At 62.7% G+C, this 21548-nt stretch carries 12 protein-coding genes; 4 read left to right on the top strand and 8 right to left on the bottom strand.

Going from position 1 to position 21548, the window contains the following annotated elements:
* Positions 1-334 precede the first annotated feature (334 nt).
* Positions 335-2824, top strand: a complete 2490-nt coding sequence (locus tag QLG12_RS25180) for a TonB-dependent siderophore receptor (RefSeq protein ID WP_197869470.1) — start codon at positions 335-337, stop codon at positions 2822-2824.
* Between the two features lie 178 nt (positions 2825-3002).
* Here QLG12_RS25180 and QLG12_RS25175 read toward each other — a convergent pair whose 3' ends face one another.
* From QLG12_RS25175 to pvdM, 5 genes are all read right to left on the bottom strand, one after another.
* On the bottom strand, positions 3003-7166 hold the full coding sequence (locus QLG12_RS25175) for a non-ribosomal peptide synthetase (RefSeq protein ID WP_282475402.1): 4164 nt from the start codon (positions 7164-7166) through the stop codon (positions 3003-3005).
* Between the two features lie 126 nt (positions 7167-7292).
* Complete coding sequence (locus QLG12_RS25170) at positions 7293-8954, bottom strand: cyclic peptide export ABC transporter (protein WP_197869468.1); 1662 nt, start codon at positions 8952-8954, stop codon at positions 7293-7295.
* 151 nt (positions 8955-9105) lie between these two features.
* A complete protein-coding gene (locus QLG12_RS25165; RefSeq protein WP_197869467.1) occupies positions 9106-10014 on the bottom strand; it encodes a formylglycine-generating enzyme family protein in 909 nt (302 codons plus the stop codon).
* 35 nt (positions 10015-10049) lie between these two features.
* The gene (locus QLG12_RS25160; RefSeq protein WP_282475401.1) at positions 10050-11333 is read right to left on the bottom strand and encodes an aminotransferase class V-fold PLP-dependent enzyme; all 1284 of its coding nucleotides are present in this window, start codon (positions 11331-11333) and stop codon (positions 10050-10052) included.
* Positions 11330-12700, bottom strand: a complete 1371-nt coding sequence (pvdM, locus tag QLG12_RS25155) for a pyoverdine-tailoring dipeptidase-like protein PvdM (RefSeq protein ID WP_197869465.1) — start codon at positions 12698-12700, stop codon at positions 11330-11332. The genes QLG12_RS25160 and pvdM overlap by 4 nt, the downstream gene beginning before the upstream one ends.
* 174 nt (positions 12701-12874) lie before the next feature.
* Between pvdM and QLG12_RS25150 the strand changes: the two genes are divergently transcribed.
* Entirely contained in the window at positions 12875-14494 is a 1620-nt protein-coding gene (locus QLG12_RS25150) for a PvdJ/PvdD/PvdP-like protein (protein WP_282475400.1), read from the top strand.
* Positions 14495-14621: 127 nt separating this feature from the next.
* Here QLG12_RS25150 and QLG12_RS25145 read toward each other — a convergent pair whose 3' ends face one another.
* The 3 genes from QLG12_RS25145 to QLG12_RS25135 are packed head-to-tail and all read right to left on the bottom strand — an operon-like array spanning position 14622 to position 19170.
* Positions 14622-16016, bottom strand: a complete 1395-nt coding sequence (locus QLG12_RS25145) for an efflux transporter outer membrane subunit (protein ID WP_197869463.1) — start codon at positions 16014-16016, stop codon at positions 14622-14624.
* 7 nt (positions 16017-16023) lie between these two features.
* Complete coding sequence (locus tag QLG12_RS25140; protein ID WP_282475399.1) at positions 16024-17997, bottom strand: MacB family efflux pump subunit; 1974 nt, start codon at positions 17995-17997, stop codon at positions 16024-16026.
* Positions 17998-19170 (bottom strand): efflux RND transporter periplasmic adaptor subunit, encoded by a 1173-nt coding sequence (locus tag QLG12_RS25135; RefSeq protein WP_064378810.1) that lies wholly within the window; start codon positions 19168-19170, stop codon positions 17998-18000.
* A gap of 333 nt (positions 19171-19503) precedes the next feature.
* On the opposite strand from QLG12_RS25135, the gene QLG12_RS25130 reads away from it, so the two are divergent.
* Positions 19504-19986 carry a sigma-70 family RNA polymerase sigma factor gene (locus QLG12_RS25130; protein WP_275949894.1) on the top strand — a complete coding sequence of 161 codons (483 nt, stop codon included), beginning with the start codon at positions 19504-19506 and terminating at the stop codon, positions 19984-19986.
* Between the two features lie 133 nt (positions 19987-20119).
* Positions 20120-21457, top strand: coding sequence for a SidA/IucD/PvdA family monooxygenase (locus QLG12_RS25125; RefSeq protein WP_197869460.1), 1338 nt, complete (start codon positions 20120-20122; stop codon positions 21455-21457).
* The last annotated feature ends 91 nt before the right edge of the window (positions 21458-21548 follow it).

Raw genomic sequence — 21548 nt, 5'->3', positions numbered from 1 at the left:
CATGGAATGAAACAAAAGGCCGTCGCCCAACAGCGTCGGCCTTTTTTTAACTTTTCGCGCTAATGATAAATAAACTCATTCCGGTTTTTTGGAAGTGCTGCGTCTTACTAAGGTATGTGGGCAAATCGGGTCGGGCAGGGCAGCCAGGTCACCGGATTTGTTCAGCGAAAAATTTCGCCGTTGTCCAGCCAGATGACCGTGCCCGGGGAGGGGCCGGTCGACCGCGCACTGACAGATCGCCCCGAGGGCCATCGAGTGCGCGGCTCACTTGTGCAGACAGCGGCGGGCCCTTCGGCCCAATGGATTTCCACTTCTACCAATAATAGAGAGCACGATGTCAGCAATTCATGAGTTGAAACCTCTGTTCAAGGCACTCGTCATGTCCCGCGGCCTGCGTTCGCGCCGAGTGTTGACCGGTCTGGGGCTGGTCTGCGTATTGCCGCTCAGCGCTCAAGTGATGGCTGAAGACGTCAGCATCAACATCCCGGCCCAATCGCTGCCACAGGCCTTGCAGGCGTTCGGTCAGCAGACCAACCAGCAAGTGATCTACAACGCTGACGACATGGCCGGACTCAAGAGCCACGCTGTCAGCGGCAAGATGAGCCCGCAGACCGCCATCGCCGAATTGCTCCGCGGCACCGGCGTGCGTTACAGCATCGAGGGCAACACCCTGATGCTGGTGCGCGGCACGGCCACGCAAGGCCTGGAACTGGGCGCGACCAACATCAGTGCGCAACAGGTCGGTGCAACCACCGAAGGCAGCAACTCGTACACCTCCAACGCCGTCACGATCGGCAAGGGCACTCACACCCTCAAGGAAATTCCGCAGTCGGTCACCGTGATGACCCGCAAGCAGATGGACGATCAGGACCTGGTCGACCTCAAGGACGCGCTCAACCAGACTACCGGCATCGTCGGTCTGCAGGGCGTCGGCAAGGGCATCATCGTGTCGTCGCGCGGTTTCCAGATCGACGACTGGCAGTACGACGGCGTGCCGATTCCACGTAATACCTACTCGCTGGGTAACTGGGCGACCCAGGACCTGATCTTCTTCGATCGTCTGGAAATCCTGCGCGGCGCATCCGGCCTGTTGCAAGGGACCGGCAGCCCTGGCGGTGCCATCAACCTGGTGCGCAAACGCGGTCAGGCGGCACCGACCGTGAGCATTACCGGCAAGGCCGGCTCGTGGGATCACTACGGTCTGCAACTGGACGCGGGCGGTCCGCTGAACCAGGCCGGCACGATCCGTGGCCGTCTCGTTGCCGATGAAGACCAGAGCGACTCCTTCGTCGACTACGAATGGAGCAAGACCCACTCGCTGTACGGCTCGCTGGACTTCGACCTGAGTGACGACACCACCCTGGGCCTGGCGGCCAGCCGCACCGAAGCCGAGTCGCGTCCGATGATCCGTGGCCTGCCGCGCTACGCCGACGGCAGAATGCCGGACGTTTCGCGTTCGACCTACGGCGGCGCCAAATGGAACCACTCGCAGATCAACGTCACCACCCTCTACGCTGACCTCGAGCACCGTTTCAACGACGACTGGGCGTTCAAGGTCGGTGCGGTGCAGATGACCGAAACCAACGAATCGAAAAGCCAGCGTCTGCAAAGCTCCGGTGCCGGTCTCAAGCCTGATGGCACGGGCATTCAGTACGCCGACTTCATCACCGATTTCGACTCCACCAAGGTCGGTCTCGACATGAACCTGACCGGCAAGTTCGAAGCCTTGTCGATGCAGCAGGAAGTCATGATCGGCGGCAACTACTCCCAGTTGGAAACGGATGACCAGCTCGCCCGTACCTTCAACAACAACACCACCGACACGATCTTCAACGTCAATAACGATCGTCCGGACATCAGCTACGACAGTCTGCTCAATACTGCCGGCGGCCGTGCCACCGACAGCAAGTACGATATTCGTCAGAAAGGTCTGTACGGCACCTGGCGCGTCAAACCGGTCGATGACCTGACGCTGGTGCTGGGTTCGCGTGTCAGCTGGTATGACTTCAGCTACAAATCCAAGAACCGTGCGGCCTTCAGCGATGAATACGTCACCGCCGATCCGAGCAAATCGAACGAAACCGGGGAAGTCACCCCTTACGCCGGTATCGTCTATGACCTGAGCCGCGAGTGGGCGGTGTATGCCAGCTACACCGACGTGTTCCAGCCGCAGACGGTGCGCGATGCCAATGGCTCGATGCTCAAGCCGATCATCGGCAGCAACTACGAAATCGGCCTCAAGGGCGAGCTGATGGACGGCCGGGTCAATACCTCCCTGGCGCTGTTCCGCTACGACCAGAAAAACCGTGCGGTCGATGACATTTCCGGTGGCATGGAATGTGACGGCTGGTACTGCTCCACGGCGGCGGGCAAAGTGCGCAGCCAGGGTCTGGACGCCGAGATCAGTGGTGCTGTGACCGACAACCTGCAACTGTTTGCCGGTTACACCTACAACACCACCAAGTACCTCGACGACCCGGACATGGAAGGTCGCACGTTCAGCACCTGGACGCCGAAACACATGCTGCGCGTGTGGGGTAACTACCAGTTCACCGGTGATTTGAACCGTCTGAGCACAGGGCTTGGTTTCACCACTCAGAACCACACCCTGGGCTACGAAGGCTCTTACGAGGTCGCGGGTTACACCGTGTGGAACGGCCGTGTCGCTTACCAGCTGACACCGGAGATCAGCCTGGCGGTCAACGCCAATAACCTGTTCGACAAGAAGTACGTCAACGCTGCGTACAACCAGCTCAGTGGTAACAACAACTTCGGTGACCCACGCAACGTGATGTTCTCCGTGAAGTACACCCCGCAGTTCTGATGAACTGACCGGGTGCCGAACCGGCCCACGCTCCTGAACAAGGAGAGTGGGCCGGTTTTTTTATGCCCGGAGTTTCTCGCTGGCACCTTGCTGAAACAAAGCACACCCGAACAAAACAGCAGGCATGAAAAAACGCAGAGGCCGAGGCGTCTGCGTTTTTTTGAGTGTTGCCGTAGGGTCAGTCCCGCGTCACGCCCTCGCAGGCGAGGAGCACGGATTCAAACGAGTCCAGCAGGCTTTCGCCATAGATCATGCTGCGGTGCGGCAAGGGTGAATGGACGGAACCTTGCAGCTGCCCAGTGAGGTTGTACTGGCGCAGCACCTGCTCCGAGTGCAGTACTTGCTCCAGGGTCTTGTGCTGCAACGACCACCAGCAGCTGGCCTGGACCTTGAGCCGTGGCAGGGTGAACCCATCGAAACTCTTGACCAGACGTTCATGGATATCGAACGCCTGGGCGTTCATGATTTCCTGCTTGATGGCCTCCAGGGTGGCGATCATTTCCTGTTCGTCGGTGGCGGCCTGCTGGCTGGCCCACTGATAAAAGGCCTTGAGGCTGGTTGTCGGGTTCTCGGCGATGTAACGCGCCGCCGGCTCTTCCAGATGGGCAAACATCAGGCTGAACATTTCCACGGCAACAGACAGTTCGTTGTCTGCGCTGAGGTACTCGGGGTTGTCTTCCTCCAGCGGTTTGCGTGGCAGATCCGCAGGGAAGATGCTTTCCGGCAGCGTGGTGTCGACCAGGCCCAGGAACGTCACCTGTTTGCCCTGGCGCTCCAGTGCAGCAGCCACGTCCATGGCGATCGCGCCACCCAGCGACCAGCCCATCAGGCGATAGGGGCCGTCGGGGTGTTTTTCGACAATCTGTTCGGTGTATTCGGCAATCATTTCGGGCCAGGTCTGGGTGCTGGCGTCCTTGTCGGCGAAGCCTTTGTGCATGATGCCGAAGGTGCGTGCGTGCTTGCTCAGACGCTTGGCCAGCGGCTGATAACAGAAGACGATGCCGCCGCTCGGGTGCAGGCAGAACAGCGGTGTGGCGGTTGACGTGGCGCCTGTCAGCTCGACCACGCATTGCACCTGCTGTTGATGTTCCATGCCGATGAACCGGGCCAGCACTTCGACCGTGGGGTGCGCGAGCATTTGTTGCAGGGCCAGTTTGATCCCCAGGCGCGCGTTCAAGGCGGAAATGAACTGAATGGCCAGAATCGAATGGCCGCCCAGCTCGAAGAAATTGTCGTCCAGGCTCACGCGCTCGACATGCAGCGCCTCTTGCCAGAGTTCGGCCAGCGCGGTTTCGAGGGGCGTTTGCGGTGCACGGAACGACCGCTGCGTCTGATGCAGATCGGGCAGTGGCAGGGCTTTGCGATCCAGTTTGCCGTTGGGGCTCAGTGGCAATGCACTCAGTACCATCAGGTGAGCAGGGACCATGTAGTTGGGCAGGCGCACCTTCAATTCTGCCTTGAGGGCTTCGCGCAGTTCGTCCTCGGGTGGCTCGCTCGCATGCGGCACGACATAGCCGATCAACTGCGTACCGGTCGCGCCTTCGTGGGCGATGACCACGGCTTCACGTACGGCTGGCCATTGCAGCAGGCAGGACTCGATTTCGCCGAGCTCGATGCGGAAGCCGCGAATTTTCACTTGATGGTCCAGGCGCCCGACATATTCGATCACGCCGTCAGCGCCATAGCGGGCCAGATCGCCGGTGCGATAGAGGCGTCCGCCCCGGGTGCTGAACGGATCCGGGATGAAGCGCTCGGCGGTCAGTTCCGGTCGATTGAAATAGCCCCGCGCGAGCAGGTCGCCGGCAATCATCAGTTCGCCCACGGTGCCGACGGGCACCGGCTGACCGCCGCTGTCGAGCAGGTACACGGAGCGACCGGCCAGCGGTCGACCGATCGGCATGGCTTTGGGCAGGGGCGTGTGGCCGGTGACGTAGTCGCTGCAATCGAGCAGCGTGGAGTCGACGGTCGCCTCCGTCGGGCCGTAGACATTGAGCAGGCGCACGTGCCCGAGACCGGCCTGGCCCCAGGCCGCGACCGCTTCCGGCGGCATGGCTTCGCCGCCGACCACCACCTGACGCAGCGATCCGTAGTCCCGATGGCCGGCGGCCGCGAAGTCCTTGGCCAGCAGGTTCCAGTACGTCGTGGTCAGTTCGCTGACGGTGAATTTTTTCTCCAGCAGCTGCTGATACCAGGTTTCGCTGTCCCAGATGTCCTGTCCGCGCAGCACCACCGAAGCGCCGCAGATCAGCGCCGGGTAGAGCTGATCGACAAACGCATCGAAATTGAACGTGCCGTATTGCAGCAAACGGTCGGCAGGCGTCAGACCGTGGAACTCCCGACCGATTTGCGCGTGGCGGGTCAGGGCGCCGTGAGTGATGCCCACGCCTTTCGGGCGACCGGTGGAGCCCGAGGTGAACATCACATACGCCAGATTGCTGGCGAAAGTGCGGCAGGGCGGGTTGTCGACAGGTCGGTCATCGAGAGGATCAACCTCATCGACGCACACCACCTTGACCGATGGCGGCGATGGCAGGCGCTCAAGCAGCGAATCCTGCGTCAGCAATACATCCAGGCCGCTGTCCTCGATCATCCAGGTCAGGCGTTCCTGCGGGTAGTCCGGGTCGAGCGGCACGTAGACACCGCCGGCCTTGAGCACCGCCAACAGGCTGATGATCATGTGCGCCGAGCGCTCGACGGCGATGCCCACGCGGACTTCCGGGCCGACGGCGCACGCGATCAGGGTGTTTGCCAGTCGGTTGGCCGCCGAATTGAGCCGGGCATAACTCACGTGCAGGTCATTGACGATCAGTGCCACCGCGTCCGGTGTGGCCAGCGCCTGACGCTCGAACAACTGGTGCACGCCTTCGTCGGGCAAAGCCGAGGCGGGCGGATTCCATTGTTCGAGCTGCACGCGGCGTTCATCGCGGCTCAGCAGCGGCAGTTCGCTCAGCGCGCGGCGCGGATCTTCGGTGATCGCGTGCAGCAGGTTCTGCCAGTGACCGGCCAGACGTTCGAGGGTCGCGGGGGTGTACAGGTCGCGGCTGTATTCGAGGCTGGCGTCGATGCGCTCCAGCGAATAGGCGATGTCCAGCGACAGGTCGAACTTGGCCTGGGTCGTGTCCGCCGGGAGGAAGTCCAGCGCCAGATCGCCCAACATCAGCGGAGCCTCGCCGAAGGCCTCGGTGCGCCAGTTGAACAGCGTTTGAAACAGCGGATTGATCTGCCCGTTGGCCCGCAGTTGCAGGTCGTCGAAGCTCAGCTCAAGCGGGTAGTCGGCATGATCCAGGGCGGCGAGGGTTTCGCGGCGCAGGCGCTGGAGAAAATCCTGGCACGGCAGCTGTGGATCGATGCGTACGCGATAGACCTGGGCGCTGACAAAAAAGCCCACCAGCTCCTGGGTTTCACTGCGATTGCGGCTCGCATTCGGCACGCCAACCGTGAAGTCCTGCTGGTTGCTGTAGCGGCTCAGCAGCAATTGCCAGGCGCCGAGCGCCACCACAAACGGCGTCAGTCCCCACTGTTGGCAGAAGCGGTTCAAATTCTGTGTCAGCGCCGTCGGCAGGCTGAAGTCGTGTTTGCCGGCCGGGTGGGTCTGCTGCTCGTGACGAGGAAAGTCGGTCGGCAGTTCCAGCGGCGGCAGGGTCTGCCCCAGGTAGTTGCGCCAATAGTCGGCACTGGCGGCACACGCGGCGCTGCCGAGGTATTCGCCGCGTTGCCAGTTGGCGTAGTCGGCGTACTGGATGGCCGGTCGGCGCAGCGGCGACGGATCGCCCGCCACGACCTGTTCATAGGCCTGCATCAGGTCCTGCATGAGAATGGCGTTGGACCAGGCATCGGAGGCGATGTGGTGCATGTTCATCAGCAGCAGGTGTTCAGCGTCGGCGGTCTGCAGCAGCGTTGCGCGCATCAGCGGCGCGGTTTTCAGATCGAAGGGCAGACCGGCCTCGACGGCGATGCGTCGGGCAAGTTCGGGGTCGCGTTTTTCGGCGCTCAGGTGGCGCAGGTCTTCAACGACCAATTCGAGTGTCGCGTGTTCATCGACGACCTGCATCGCCACGCCGTCGATCTCGACGATCGCGCTGCGCAGCACGTCGTGGCGTGCGATGACTTTGTTCAGTGCCGCTTGCAGATGCCGGGCATGCACAACGCCGTTCAGGCGCACGGCGCGGGGCAGGTTGTAGGCGGCACTGTCGGGCGTCAGCTGTTGCACGAACCACAAGCGTTGCTGGGCGAAGGAGAGCGGCGCCGGGACCGGGTGGGGGCGGGCCGGGATGCCTTGAAGTTGCACGCCGGCATCAGCCATCAGCAGCGCCAGCACTTCATCATCGAGTAAGTCGTTCATCGGTCTCTCGTGGTTGGCAGCGCCGTGGTCGCTGACGGCGTTGCCGACAGTCGGGTCCACGGCGATAAACATTCAGGTAGAAGGCCGACAGCGCACAGGCGCTGGCGGCTGAAAGGGCGCTTTCGCTCAGGCGGTTTCGAGGGGCTTTTTGTGGGTGACGACCCGGCCACCCTCCATGCGCACCAGTTGATCGGCGACGTCGAAATAGCGGTCGTCGTGGGAGATCACGATGATCGTCTTGCCCATCTGTTTCAGTTCCGGCAGCAACTCGGTGTAGAAGATCCGCCGGAACGCCGGGTCCTGGTCGGCGGCCCATTCGTCGAACACCAGCACCGGACGTTCCTCCAGCCAGGCATTGATCAGGGCCAGACGCTTGCGCTGGCCGGTGGACAGATCGGTGGTGCTGAACACGCCGTCCTGAATGCTCACCTTGTGGGCGATTTCCAGGCGCTCCAGATAACGGCCGGCATCGGCAGGGACCTGTTGATCGCCCTGAACCAGTTCATCGAACAGGTAGTAGTCGGCAAAAATCGTGGTGAACAGCTGGCGGTAGTCATCGCGGGCCCGGGCATCGACCACCTGACCGTTGAGCAGGACTTCACCGCGCTGTGGCGCATACAGCCCCAGCAGCAGTTTGATCAGGGTGGTCTTGCCGCCGCCGTTCTCGCCGACGATGAACACGATGTCGCCCTGAGCGATGTTCAGATTGACCGGGCCCAGTTCGAAGGCGGCGCTGCCTTTGACCGGGGGAAAGGCGTAATGCACGTTGTGCATTTGCAGCTGCTGGACCGGGGCCTTGCTCACCGGCGCGGATTCGCTCAACAGCAGGTGCGGCTCCGGCGAGGAAAACTGTTCGGCCAGATCGTTGATACGCTTGAACGCGATGTTCGCGCGGCTGATCACCGGCAGGGTGGTGATCAGGTATTCCAGCGGGCCTTTCATGTACAGCAGCACCAGCACGAAACCGCTGAGCACCGCTTTGTCAGTGCCCAGCCACAAGGACTGCAGGGCCAGCACCAGGCCGATGACCACGAAAAACAGCATCGAGCCGAACGTCTTGGCCATCACGAAAATGTTGACCGAACGAATGTGGGTCCGGCAGATGAAATCGGCGGTGCCTTCGATGCGCTGGCTGAACATGCGCTGGCGGCGCGGGCGGTGAATGCGCAACTCCTTGGCGCCGGCGGCAATCGCGCTGTAGTGCTTTTGCAGTTCATCCTCGGCTTCGCGAGCGGTTTCGAAGCCTTTGATACCTTTGTTACGGGCGACGTATTGCACCGCGATACCGACCACCAGGGCCGCCAGCAGCAGGATGAACATCGGCAGCGACAGGAACGCCAGATAGCCCAGGCAACCGAGCGTCACGGTAAAGGCGATGGCCAGCGGCGCGAAGGAAAAGGCGAAATCGCTGACCGTGTCGACGTCGTGGGTCAGCACCGGAATCAGGCGGTGGCTGCGGAACCGTTCAATCTGCTCGATGGGCGCCAGCAGGACCTTTTCACCCAGGGATTTACGCAGCCCGGCAATGATGTGCTGGCCAACGTGGTTGGTGCCGATGTCCGACAGAATCGAGGTCAACAGGGCAAAGGCGCAGAGGCCGGCAAACGTCGCCAGTACCGTGGCCGAAGGGCTGCCGGCGCCGTTCAGGGCTTTGTTGATGGTCGCCAGCAGGGCGGTGACGCTGACGCCACCGAGCATGCCGAGCAGGATCGACAGCGCCACGACGACCCGGTAAGGCTTGAGCAGGCCGAGGACTTCACTGATGGCTCCGCGCGATTTTGTGGTCATGGAGGTTTCCGCTTTTGGTGCCGGTCAAGGCATTGGTTCAAGGGTAGGGCTGGTTAAAAGACGAAACCCGCGGGCAGCGATTTAGCCGCCCGCGGGTTTCTCGAGGACTCAAGCGACGAGCGAGCGGCGGTTGCCGCTGCGGTGCTCGCGGTTACAGGTCGCGCGCCACGCGAAAACCGATCCAGTCGCCGCGCTCGGTCGGCACCAGCGCATTGCGGTTGCCGGAGCGGGAGAACACCGGCGCTTCGCCCCAATCGTTGCCGCGAATGCGCTTGAACTGGCACTTGCCGGTCTCCCACGCACTGCCGTCGCTCGGCGCGCCTTCGTAGTTTTCGTTGTAGCAATCGGCGGTCCATTCGTAGACGTTGCCGTGCATGTCGTACACACCGAAGGCGTTGGGCGGGAAGCTGCCGGCCGGCGCGGTGAAGTTGTAGCCGTCAGCTGCGCCGTAGGTATTGGCGTGCTTGGCGATGCTGTATTCCTTGCCCTCATCGAACGGGAACGGGAACGGGCCGGTGGTGCCGCCACGGGCGGCGTATTCGCGCAGGGACTCACTGACCAGTCGGTATGGCTTGCCGGTTTTTTTCGACAGCCACGCCACATAGGCGTTGGCCTCGGCGAAGTCCATGCACACTGCCGGGTGCCTGTCGGTGTACTGCTTGCGCGGGTCGCTGCCGGCGTAATCCGGGATCCCGGCCTTGCACGCGCGGCCCGGGCGTGTATCGCCGTCGGGCATGACGTAACCGGTGTCCTTGAGGTAGGCAAACCATTCGCCCTTGAGCACCTGGAAACGGCTGATCGCCAGCGGTTTGGCGAACGTCACCGGGTGCATCGGGCCTTCGTCGGGCTCACGGCCGACTTCGTCTTCAGGCGTGCCCATGGTGAACGTGCCGGTGGGCAACACGACCATTTCCGGGCAGTCCTTGCAATCCTTGAACACCTTGCCCGGTGCCGGCGGCGTGGCGGCTTGTGCGGCGTTTGGCAGCAGACTGGCGGCGAGGGCGGCGAACATCAGCGCCGGCAGGGTTTTCAGGGCAGAACGAGGCAGTTCACTGTTCATTTCAAGTCTCGTCAAAGGAGGGAAATCGTTGGCGCTCACAGCGCCCGGTCGAGCACGGCCAGCAGGCGGTCGATCTGCGCTTCGTCGTTGAGCAGGCCGGGTGCGGTGCGGATCACCGGGCCAACATCGCGCTCCACGGCGTCGGCCACGATCTTGTTGGCCATCAGGTGCGCGGCGATCTTGTCGCTGTTCTTTCCCCTGACCCGGAAGAAGGTGAAGCCTGCGGAAAATTCCGGGCTCAATGGCGTGACCAGTTCGATCTGCGGGCGTTGCAGCAGGCGTTTTTTCAGGTAGCTGTTGAGCTCATGAATGCGCGCCTGCACGTCGGCCTTGCCCAGTTGCAGGTGCAGCTTGAAGGCCTCGGTCAGCGCCCAGCGATGCTCGAACGCGTGGTAACCGCCCGGCGTCATGGTGGTGGAGAAGTGTTCGGCCTCGGAAAAGGTCGGGATGATCGGCGTGACGTATTTCACGTCTGCCGTGCGGCTGACCACGATCCCGGTGCCGCGCGGGCCGAACATCCACTTGTGGGTGCCGGCGATGAAGAAGTCGCAGTTCATCGCCGGGAAGTTCACGTCTTCCACGCCGAAACCGTGCACGCCGTCGACGACATACACGATGCGATCGGCTTCACTGCGGCCACGGTTGTGTTTGTCGACCAGCGCACCGATATCGGCGAGCGGCAGTTTCACGCCGCTGCCGGAGTGCACCCAGCACATGCCGAGCACCCGGGTTTCCGGGCGGATGCTGCGGTCGATATTGGCCAGCAGCTCATCCTTGCTGATCCGGTATGGATCCTTGAACAGACGGATCTTGCGCACCTTGGTGCCGTCACGCTGGGTGCGCAGTTCGAGGATGGTGTGCGTTGCGTAATGCTCGTGGGCCGTGGTGAGGATTTCCTGATCGGCGCGCACCTGCACGCCGCCGTAAATCATCGCCAGGCCTTCGGTGGTGCTGCCGGTCAGGGCGATCTGCCGGGCATCGGCCTGCACATATTTACCCGCCCAGACGCGCACGTCTTCTTCACGTTTTTCGGTGACACCGTGGTCCCAGTCCATCGCCAGCCCCGGATTTTTGTCGAGGGCGGCGCGGTGCATCTCGATCGCCTCACGCACCGGGCGCGGGTGGGTGGTGATCAGGAAGTTGGAGAAGTGCAGCCACGCCGGATCCTGATCGAACAATTGCTGCAACTGCGCCCACTTGTTGCGTGGCAGCGGGGCGGCGGCGGTCGAAGCGCTGGCGATGTTCGGCAGGCTCGCGCCCAGCGGCAAGGCAGCGGCGAGGATCCCGGCCTGCTTGAGAAAGTCACGACGGTTGCTCATGGCTTGGCGACTTCCCGATTCGATGCGAGCGCGGGTTTGGCCGACTTCTCGACCTGATCCCACACCCGCAGGAAGTTGCCGCCCCAGAGCTTGGCGATGTCCGCTTCCGAGTAGCCGCGTGACAGCAGTTCAGCAGTCACGTTGCGGATCTCGCCGACATTTTCCCAACCTTTGACGCCGCCACCCTCGTTGAAGTCCGAGCTGATGCCGACGTGGTCGATGCCGATCTTCCTGACCGTGTAATCGATAGCGTCGCCCAGGTCCTTGAGGCTGGCCTTGGGTTCGCCTTCAAGGATCGCGTAGAGCTGGCCGGCGTATTCGCCGAACTTCTGTTCGGACCAGGCGGAGATGATCGGATCGCCCGGCATCAGGGCCACGGCCAGGTTCGGCAGCGGCGGCAGGTCATAGCGTTTGCGCAGTTCATTCAGCTTGTCCTGAGTGCCTTGGGTCAGCGGTCGCAGGTACTGCGAGAAGCCGACAATCTGCACCACGCCGCCGCTGTTCTTGATCAGCTGCATTTCCTTGTCGCTGAGGTTGCGCGGGATATCGACCATGGCGCGCGGTGCCGAGTGCGACGCCACCAGCGGCGTACGGCTCAACTGCGCGACCTGCTCCAGGGCCTTGGTCGACATTTGCGAGACGTCGATGATCACGCCCAGGTCGTTCAGGCGCTTGACCGCTTGCTTGCCGATATCGGAGAGACCGTCGAGGGCGTCCGGCGAATCATTGAAGAACGGCAGCGGGCGCGACGAGTCGGCCCAGTCGTTATTGCCGATGTAGCTGAAGCCGAACATGCGCATGCCGCGCGCCGTCCACAGGTCCAGCAGGTTCAGGTCGTGGCCCAGCGGGTAGGCGTTGAGCATGCTGATGAAGATCGCGAACTTGCCTTCGCCGTGCAGGCGCCGGAAGTCGTCGGCGGTGTAGGCGATGCCGACCTGGTTGGGGAAGTCGCGGACCATCCCGGAAATGATCTTGTAGCGGATTTCCTGCTGGTTGCGCGCCTCTTCGACGAAGCCGGCGGTGGGCTTGTGCGGAGCGTTCGGGCCGTTCCAGATTTCCGGCCAGCCGAAGATCGTCAGGGCCGCACCGGACAGCCGCCCGCGATTGGCCTTGACCAGGTCGAACTGGTCGCTGCCGTCCTTGTCGACTTCGTGGCCGGTGGTGCCGAAGTTCTGGGTGATGGTGATATGGCTGTCGAACGAGAGCATGTGTTCGTGCAGCTCTTCGGCCTGCTGCATGACTTTGCGAGGGTAGCCGGGATTGTCCTTGAACCAGATATCCCAGACCGCGAAACCGGCACCGGCGCTGATCGCCAGGGCCAGCGGCAGGCCGATGTAAAGAGCCTTTTTCGAACGTGGTTTTGTCATTGCCATCTCAGTCAGGTTCGCCGTCGAGGTGCAGGCACAGAGGCCTTTGCTATCTGGGAAGAACGAGCGGGCGCGGAAGAAAATTAGTCCGCCCCGAGGGCGCTTAAATTTGTTCGCTCAGCAAACGTTCTAGCTTGGATAAAGCCTGCTTCAGGGCTGAACACAGGTAGGGCAATGAGGATTTCTCGACGATGGTTCATGGCAGGCCTGGCGCTGACCGGCGCTGCCGTACCTGCAGCTTATTTCGGGCATCGTGAATGGACGAAGCCCGACCCGACGATCACCCCCGGTGAGGCGTCTTTCGATGTCGCCGACGTAGCCGGGCAACGCCTGGCGAACGCGCTGCGCGGGGTCTGGAAGATCCGTTTCACGGGGCGTGACGCAGGCCTGGACGGCTTGCCGACCCAGGGCCTGGAAGTGTTCATCGACATCGGCCAGAAAGGCCGGGGCGTGTGTGGCTTTCTCGACACGCCGGAGCGTCTGCGCTCTGCCGACACCCCTCGTTACCGGATTCTCGGCGATCTGGCCGGGGCCGAGGCATCAAAACTGAGTTGGCGACTGTTGGGTGCCGGCGGCAGTGTGGACTACGAACTGAACATGATTCTGGATGAGGTCTGGGCCGATTTCGGCAATGCCGGCAGCGGCACCCTCAGCGGCACGGTGCAGCGTCTGGACCGCTCGCTGGCCCTGCCGGCTCAGGATCACCGTTTCGTTGCGGTCAAGTGCCTGTTCCCGGAAGCGCGGCAGCGTACGCCGTTGAACCCGACGTTGCTGGCGTGGCTGGTGTCGCCCGAGCACCGGCTGTTTCACCAGGTCTGGCATGCGACGCGGGACAAGTGGCACACCTTGTCCGAAGACAAGCGCAATGCCTTGCGCGGCCTCGGCTGGCAGCCCGGCCCACGCGACCGGGAACGTGATGCCCGTGGTCCGCGCAAGGATCGCAACGGGTCGGGCATCGACTTCTTCTTCATGCACCGACACATGCTCGGCACGGCGCGTTCGATGCAGGATCTGCCGTCCTGGCAGTTCTTCCCGTTGCCGCAGCCGGAACTGATTCGCGACCGTGTCGGGTTCGCCCGTTACTTCGATAACCACGACGGCACCTCTCTGCCGCCGACCTGGCTGGCCGAAGGCGACGACGAGTACGCGCAATGGGTCAGCGATATCAAGACCGCCGAGACCTACCAGAGCAACTTCGAGGTCTGGGAGTCGCAATACCGCGATCCGCAATATCTGTCGAAGCTGACCCTCGGTCAGTTCGGCTCAGAAGTGGAGCTGGGTCTGCACGACTGGCTGCACATGCGCTGGGCGTCGGTGCCGCGCGATCCGTCCAATGGTCAGCCGGTGCCCCTGGCCCGTGATCTGGACGATTTCGCCGCACGCTGGTTCGCCCCTGAGAACGACTTTCTCGGCGATCCGTTTTCCTCCCATGTGAACCCGGTGTTCTGGGCGTTCCATGGCTGGATCGATGACCGTGTGGAGGACTGGTTCCGTGCTCACGAGCGTTTTCATCCGGGGCAGGTCACTCGCCTGGAAGTCAATGGCGTGCAATGGTTTGCTCCGGGTCGCTGGGTCGAAGTGGCGGATCCGTGGCTGGGTCCCACGACTCATGGTTGCAGTACGGTGCCGGGCTTGCAGGTGGGCAAGTCGGTGGAGATGGACCCGGAAACCATGAAGCTCGCGTTGCGCATCACCTTTGGCGAGGACGAGAAGAAACTCGAAGGGCTGTTCCGGCGCGTGCCGAAGCGGCCGTGGTACGCGCGTAACCTGAAGGCCAAGAACCTCGCGGTCTGAGGGCCGCGTTATCGTTGATTCGCCGAACTTGGCAGGCTCGCTCCCACAATGATCGCGTCCATTGAGATGGAATGCGGTCACTGTGGGAGTGGGACTGCTCGCGAAAGCGGTCTTGAGTTCGCTGCGATTACAGCGCCTGCCACCCGCCGCCCAGTGCCTTGTACAACCCGATACTCGCCTGCAATCGCGCCAGGCGCAGCTGTACATTCAGATCCTGCGCCGCGTACAGCGTGCGCTGGGTTTCCAGCACCGTCAGCAAATCCTCGGCGCCGGCCTGATAGCGGCGCTGGGCGATATCGAACGCGGTCTGCGCCTGATTCAATTCTTCACTTTGCCATTGCCGCTGTTCGTCGAGTCCGCGAATCCCGTTCAAGGCTTTTTCGACGTCGGCGAAACCGTTGATGATCGCCCCGCGATAGGTTTCCAGCAGCTCTTCCTGGCGAGCCTTGGCCTTGTCGCGTTCGGCGCTCAGGCGACCATTGTTGAAGATCGGTGCGACCAGTCCGGCGGTGAGGTTGTAGAAAGGGCTGCGAATAATGTCATCGAACTGGTTGGCCCCGGAGCCGAGTTGGGCAGTCAGGGTTACGGTCGGCAGCATGGCGGCGCGGGCAACTTTGACGTCGGCCTCGGCCGCCGCCAGTTGCGCTTCGGCGCGGGCGATGTCCGGGCGACGGCTGAGCAGATCGCTGGGCACGCCGGCATCGATGGTCGGCCAGTGCAGTCGATCGAACGGTTCCACGCCGGTTTGCAGCTCCTGCACCGGCCGACCGAGCAGGGCGGCGAGGCTGATCAGGGCGTCCCGGGCCTGTTGTTGCACCAGCGGCAGTTGCCGTTGTTGCGCCGCCACCAGACTTTTTTGCTGGGCCAGCTCCAACGCTGTGGCCGAGCCTGAGTCGTAGCGGGTCTGCACCAGTTTCAGCACGTTTTGCGCGTTGCTCAGGTTCAATTCGGCGATGCGACTCTGCTCACGCAGCGACAAGGCTTGTGCGTAGGTGTTGGCCACCCCGCTGAGCAAGGTCAGCTCCACGGTCGCCCGGTCGAACTCGCTGGCTTGCAGGGCAAGCTGCGCGCTGTCGCGGGAGGCGCGTTTGCCGCCCCAGAAATCGATTTCGTAGGACGCGCTCAGGTTGGCATCGAAATAATCCACCGCCTTGTTGCTGCTGTCCGCGTCGAGCTGGGAGTAGCCATTGCCGCGCAGCAGTTTCTGGCGATTGGCGTTGGCCCCGGCTTTCACCTCCGGCAACTGCGAGCTGCCGGCAATCACCGTGCCGGCCCGGGCCTGGCGCACTCGGGCGACGGCGGCGGCGAGGTCGAAGCTGCCGAGGCGTGCCTGTTCGATCAGGCGGTCGAGCTCGGGGCTGCCGAACTGTTTCCACCATTGCGGATCGGTGCGGGCGACGCTGGTGTCGTGGGGCGACTGCCAGGTGGCGGGCGGTTGCAGGCCGCTATCGGGTCGCTGGACGGGACTGCCGCAGGCGCTGAGCAACAGGCACACGGTCAACAGGCTGAGGCGCGGTTTCATAGATCGATCATTCACTGGTAAGGGCCGTCACCGGGTCGAGTCGGGCAGCTTTGCGGGCCGGCATGAAGCCGAAGACAACACCGGTCACGAGGGCGCAACCGAAGGCGCCGAACACCGCCATCAAGGAAAACGCCACGGCGACTTCGCTGAGCATCAGCACGCCGCCGACGATCAGCGCCAGGGCGATCCCGGCGATCCCGCCGACCACCGAGAGCATCACCGCTTCGGTGAGGAACTGGCGCAGGATGTCCCGTTGCCGGGCGCCGGTGGCCATGCGAATACCGATCTCTCGGGTACGCTCGCGCACCGTCATGAGCATGATATTCATCACCCCGATCCCGCCCACCAGCAGCGAAATCGCGGCAATCGAGCCGAGCATCAGCGACAGGGTGTTCTGCGTGCGCGCCTCGGCCTGGATCATCGCGGCGTTGTTGGTCAGTTCGAAATCCTTCTTGCCGTCGTGCAGGCGCAGCATCAATTGTTCGATGGCGTGTTCCGCCTCCTTGACCTTGCGCGCATCGGCTGCGGCAATGGCCACGTATTCCGGATTGCGTGTGCCAAACAGCCGGACACTGGCGGCGGAGTAGGGGATGGCGATGCGGTCATCGCTGTCCTGATCGCCGGAGCTCGCACCTTTTTCCTGAAGCACGCCGACCACCTGGAACGGCACGTTTTCGATCAGGATGTACTGGCCGACAGGGTTGGGCACGTCCTTGAGCAGTTTGTCGCGCACCTTCTTGCCGATCACCGCCACGGCGCTGGCGTTGCGTTCGTCAGCGTCGGTGAAGTAGCTGCCTTCGACCACCGGCCAGTTGAAGATCGCCGGGAAGTTGGTGTCGTTGCCGCCGACGTAGCTCAGGTGATCGACGTTGCCGAAACGCACCCCGGCCTCGGCGCCGTTCACCGGCATGATCCGCTTGACTTGCGGCAGGCTGGCCAGCGCTGCCACGTCATCCAGGGTGACGATGCCCGGTGGCGTGCGCGGATTGGGGGCTGATCCGCTCAGGTAAATGATGTTCGAGCCGAACGCGCCCATCTGCGCCATGACCTGGCGCTTGCTGCCTTCGCCGACGCCGAGCATGACCACCACCGAAGCTACGCCGATGATGATCCCGAGCAGGGTCAGCGCGGTGCGGAAGCGGTTGATCCACATCACCCGCCAGGCGGCGTGCAAGGCGTCCACCAGCTCGCCTTTCCAGGCGCCGGAGGCTTGTGCGCCTTCGCTCAGGCGCTTGCGCAGGTCGACGGCCTGCAGGGCGCCGGGGTTGGCCGACGTCTGGGCTTCGGGGTTGTGGCGGGCGCTGTCGCTGATGATCAGGCCGTCGCGGATTTCGATGATACGCTTGGCCCGCGCTGCGACTTCGCGGTCGTGGGTGATCAGGATGACCACGTGGCCCTGACTCGCCAGCTCGTCGAGCAACGCCATGACTTCTTTGCCGCTGTGGCTGTCGAGGGCGCCGGTGGGTTCGTCGGCCAGGATGATGTGGCCACCGTTCATCAGCGCCCGGGCAATCGACACCCGTTGCTGCTGACCGCCGGACAACTGATGTGGGCGGTTGCCGGTGCGCGAGGCCAGGCCGAGGCGGTCGAGCAGGGCGGCGGCGCGGGCGTGGCGTTCGGCGGCCGGGGTGCCGGCATAGATCGCCGGCATCTCGACGTTTTCCTGGGCCGAGCCGGACGGAATCAGGTGATAACCCTGAAACACGAAACCGAAGGCTTCGCGCCGTAGCCAGGCCAGCTCGTCGGTGTCGAGGCCGGCGACGTTTTCCCCGGCGAAACGGTATTCGCCGGAGGTGGGCCGGTCGAGGCAGCCGAGGATATTCATCAGGGTCGATTTGCCGGAGCCGGACGCGCCGACAATCGCCACGAATTCTCCGGCGTGGATCGACAGGTCGATCCCGCGCAGCACATGCACTTCAGGGGCGTCGCCACCGCCGTAGGATTTGCGGATGGCCTGCAGGTCGATCAGGGGCGTCTGCATTCAGCCTCCGCTGCCGTCGGCCGGGCCGATCAACAGGTGATCGCCTTCGTTCAAGCCCTCAAGCACCTGGACTTTCAAGCGATCGCTGATGCCGGTATGCACTTCGCGGGACTGCACGTCGCCATTGGCGGCGATCACCTGCGCGGTCTGCCGGTTTGCCGTGGCAGTGCCTTGCAGGGCGGCAACCGGTGCGGTGAGGACGTCTTTTGCCTGGCTGGCGACGAAGAATACCTGGGTGGTCATTTCCGCCATCAGTGCGTTGTCGGCGTTGTCGACATCCAGCAATACGGTGTAGAGCACCACGCGGGCGCTGCCGCTTTTGCTGGAACTGGCAGGACTGCCGCCGCCCTGGCTGGTCTGGTCCAGCGGCTTGGGCGGCACCGGCAGGATTTGCCGCACGGTGCTGCTCCAGCGTCGCTGGCCGCCGCTGAGGGTGGTGAAGTAGGCGGTCATGCCGGGTTTGACGTGGCCAATATCGGCTTCGGAAACTTCGGCCCACACGGTCATCGGCGACAATTTGGCGATGCGCAGGATCAGCGGTGTCTGTTGTTGTGCGTTGAGGGTCTGGCCTTCGCGGGCATCGAGGGCCACTACGGTGCCGGCCATCGGCGCATAAATGCGGGTGTAGCCGAGTTCGGCCTGATCGCTGCGCAGGCTGGCTTCGGCCTGGCGGATCTGGGCCTGGAACATGTCGATGCGCGCCTGGGTGGCTTTCAGTTCGGCGCGGGCGGTCTGCACGTCTTCTTCGCGGGTGGCGCCGCCAGCGGCGAGGTTCTGTTGGCGTTGGTATTTCTGTTGCGCAAGTTCGTGCTGGGCTTTCTGTTCCTGTAACTGGGCCTTGAGGTTTTCAATGGAAAACCGTCCGGCGTCGAGTTTGGCTTTCTGGGTCGACGGATCGATCTCCACCAGCAATTGGCCTTCCTTGACCACGTCGCCGACCTCTACGTGGATCTTGCGGATCTGCCCTGAGGCCTGGGCGCCGACGTCCACATAACGCCGGGGTTGCAGGGTACCCAGGGCGGTGACGCTGCTTTCAATATCGCCGCGGGTCACTTGCACGGTGGCGAACCTGTCGCGCCCGGGCGGCAGGATCTGCCAGGCGGCGTAGGCGGCAACGGGGATCAGACAAAGGACTACGAGCAGGGCGCGTCGGGCGGGGCGGGGACGTTTCATGCAGGGTTCCGGCCAGTGGAAATCGGCCCGTCGTTCAGAGGTGTGCGCAGGATCGGGCACCGTTGAACGCTGCCGCAGGGCGCGACAGATACGGGGAGCTGTCCTGTAAACGATGAAAGCCGACCGGAATTTAAGCGGTGAAAAAGGTTGTTACAGCAATCTGAAGGTATAGCCGGACACAATTTGTCGGGCAATGACAAACACTACTTTAAATCTATATGAGAATTACTATAAATTACGCACCTCAAGTTGCCACTATCCTGCTACTGCCTCGTGCGGCCGAGCAGGCCAGTGTGCTCAAGGACAGAACCCGCACTCAAGCGGCCGGGAGTCATGTTGGAAAACTACTATCGTGAGCTGGTGTGTTTCCTGAACGCCAGGCTCGGCAACCGACAGGTGGCCGAAGATGTGGTGCATGACGCTTATGTGCGGGTCCTGGAGCGTTCCAGCGATACCCCGATCGAACAACCCCGGGCCTTTCTTTACCGCACCGCGCTGAACCTGGTGATCGATGACCATCGGCGCAATGCCCTGCGTCAGGCCGAATCGCTGGACGTGCTCGACAGCGAAGAGCGTTATTTCACCCCGTCCCCCCACAGCACCCTCGATCATGGCCAGCGCCTGGACATGTTGCAGCGTGCGCTGGCCGAGCTTGCGCCGCTGTGCCGCGAGAGTTTTCTGTTGCGCAAGATCGAGGGCCTGTCGCATCCCGAGATCGCCGAGCACCTTGGGATTTCCAAGGCTCTGGTGGAAAAGCACATCGTCAACGCCATGAAGCATTGCCGCTTGCGAATCAAACAATGGGATGCCCATTGAGAAGTCGTCGTTAAATTTTCTTTCACTGTCCTCGTTCCTACTCAACAGACGACCTGCTGTCCTGCTCCGGGCTGGCCGGTCACCCAAGCTTTTCCTCCGCGCTGTTCGGGGGTCCATCCAGAGGACACTGGAAATGACACAGGCAATTGCATCGCCCATCGTTCACGACCTGATCGGCGTCGGTTTCGGCCCTTCGAACCTGGCGCTGGCCATCGCTCTGCAAGAGCGCGGCCCGACCCAGGGCGAGCTGGATGTGCTGTTTCTCGACAAACAACCCCACTACAGCTGGCACGGCAACACCCTGTCGACCCAGAGCGAGCTGCAGATTTCCTTCCTCAAGGATCTGGTCACCTTGCGCAATCCGACCAGCCCGTACTCGTTCGTCAATTACCTCAAGCACCATGGCCGTCTGGTGGACTTCATCAACCTCGGCACCTTCTATCCGTGCCGCATGGAGTACAACGACTACCTGCGCTGGGTGGCTGCACAGTTCACCGAGCAGAGCCGCTACGGCGAAGAAGTGCTGACCATCGAGCCGGTGCTGCACAACCATCAGGTTGAAGCGCTGCGGGTGATCTCGCGAGGCACCGACGGCCAGCAGTTCGTGCGCACCGCGCGTTCGGTGGTGGTCAGCGCCGGCGGTACGCCGCGCATTCCCGAGGCGTTCAAGGCGCTGAAGGGGGATGGCCGAGTGTTCCATCACTCGCAGTATCTGGCCGAGATGGCCAAACAGCCGTGCGTGAACAACCAGCCGATGAGCATCGCAATCATCGGTGGCGGGCAGAGCGCGGCGGAAGCCTTTATCGACCTGAACGACTCGTTCCCGTCGGTGCAGGTCGACATGATCCTGCGCGGCTCGGCCCTGAAGCCGGCGGACGACAGCCCGTTCGTCAACGAAGTGTTCTCGCCGGAATTCACCGACCTGATCTTCCAGCAGAACAGCAGCGAGCGTGAGCGTCTGGTCAACGAGTACCACAACACCAACTACTCGGTGGTCGACATCGACCTGATCGAGCGCATCTACGGCATCTTCTATCGGCAGAAAGTTTCCGGGATTGCGCGCCATGCGTTCCGCACCCTGACCACCGTCGAGAACGCCACTGCCACCGAACATGGCATTGAACTGACCGTGCGCAACAACGCCACCGGCGAAGTCAGCGTGCGTGCCTACGATGCAGTCGTGCTGGCCACCGGTTACGAGCGCCAGATGCACCGCAAACTGTTGGCGCCGCTGGAGGAGTACCTGGGCGACTTCGAGGTCGATCGCAATTACAAACTGATCACCGACGAGCGCTGCAAGGCCGGTCTGTACATGCAGGGCTTCTGCCAGGCCAGCCACGGTCTGAGCGATACACTGCTGTCGATCCTGCCGATCCGCGCGGACGAGATCGCCGGCTCGCTGTATGAGCATGGCAAGAACCGTGGGCACAGCCGTTCGGTGATGGATCTGTTGCTGGCGACTGCCAGCTAAACCTGCGGCGTTTGCCAAATCGTCTTCGCGGGCAAGCCCGCTCCCACAGTGGTTCTGTGTACGCAGGGCAAATGTGGGAGCGGGCTTGCCC

The organism is Pseudomonas sp. V88_4 (assembly GCF_029967985.1).
Lineage (GTDB): Bacteria > Pseudomonadota > Gammaproteobacteria > Pseudomonadales > Pseudomonadaceae > Aquipseudomonas > Aquipseudomonas glycinae.
The sequence above is the reverse complement of the archived record's forward strand: the minus strand, read 5'-3'. Positions and strand labels throughout refer to the sequence as shown.

Coding starts and splice junctions, on each gene's coding strand:
- QLG12_RS25165 (WP_197869467.1), bottom strand. CDS start 10,014: ATGAACAGTGAACTGCCTCGTTCTGCCCTGAAAACCCTGCCGGCGCTG.
- QLG12_RS25170 (WP_197869468.1), bottom strand. CDS start 8,954: ATGACCACAAAATCGCGCGGAGCCATCAGTGAAGTCCTCGGCCTGCTC.
- QLG12_RS25130 (WP_275949894.1), top strand. CDS start 19,504: ATGTTGGAAAACTACTATCGTGAGCTGGTGTGTTTCCTGAACGCCAGG.
- QLG12_RS25135 (WP_064378810.1), bottom strand. CDS start 19,170: ATGAAACGTCCCCGCCCCGCCCGACGCGCCCTGCTCGTAGTCCTTTGT.
- pvdM (WP_197869465.1), bottom strand. CDS start 12,700: ATGACAAAACCACGTTCGAAAAAGGCTCTTTACATCGGCCTGCCGCTG.
- QLG12_RS25160 (WP_282475401.1), bottom strand. CDS start 11,333: ATGAGCAACCGTCGTGACTTTCTCAAGCAGGCCGGGATCCTCGCCGCT.
- QLG12_RS25180 (WP_197869470.1), top strand. CDS start 335: ATGTCAGCAATTCATGAGTTGAAACCTCTGTTCAAGGCACTCGTCATG.
- QLG12_RS25150 (WP_282475400.1), top strand. CDS start 12,875: ATGAGGATTTCTCGACGATGGTTCATGGCAGGCCTGGCGCTGACCGGC.
- QLG12_RS25145 (WP_197869463.1), bottom strand. CDS start 16,016: ATGAAACCGCGCCTCAGCCTGTTGACCGTGTGCCTGTTGCTCAGCGCC.
- QLG12_RS25140 (WP_282475399.1), bottom strand. CDS start 17,997: ATGCAGACGCCCCTGATCGACCTGCAGGCCATCCGCAAATCCTACGGC.
- QLG12_RS25125 (WP_197869460.1), top strand. CDS start 20,120: ATGACACAGGCAATTGCATCGCCCATCGTTCACGACCTGATCGGCGTC.
- QLG12_RS25175 (WP_282475402.1), bottom strand. CDS start 7,166: ATGAACGACTTACTCGATGATGAAGTGCTGGCGCTGCTGATGGCTGAT.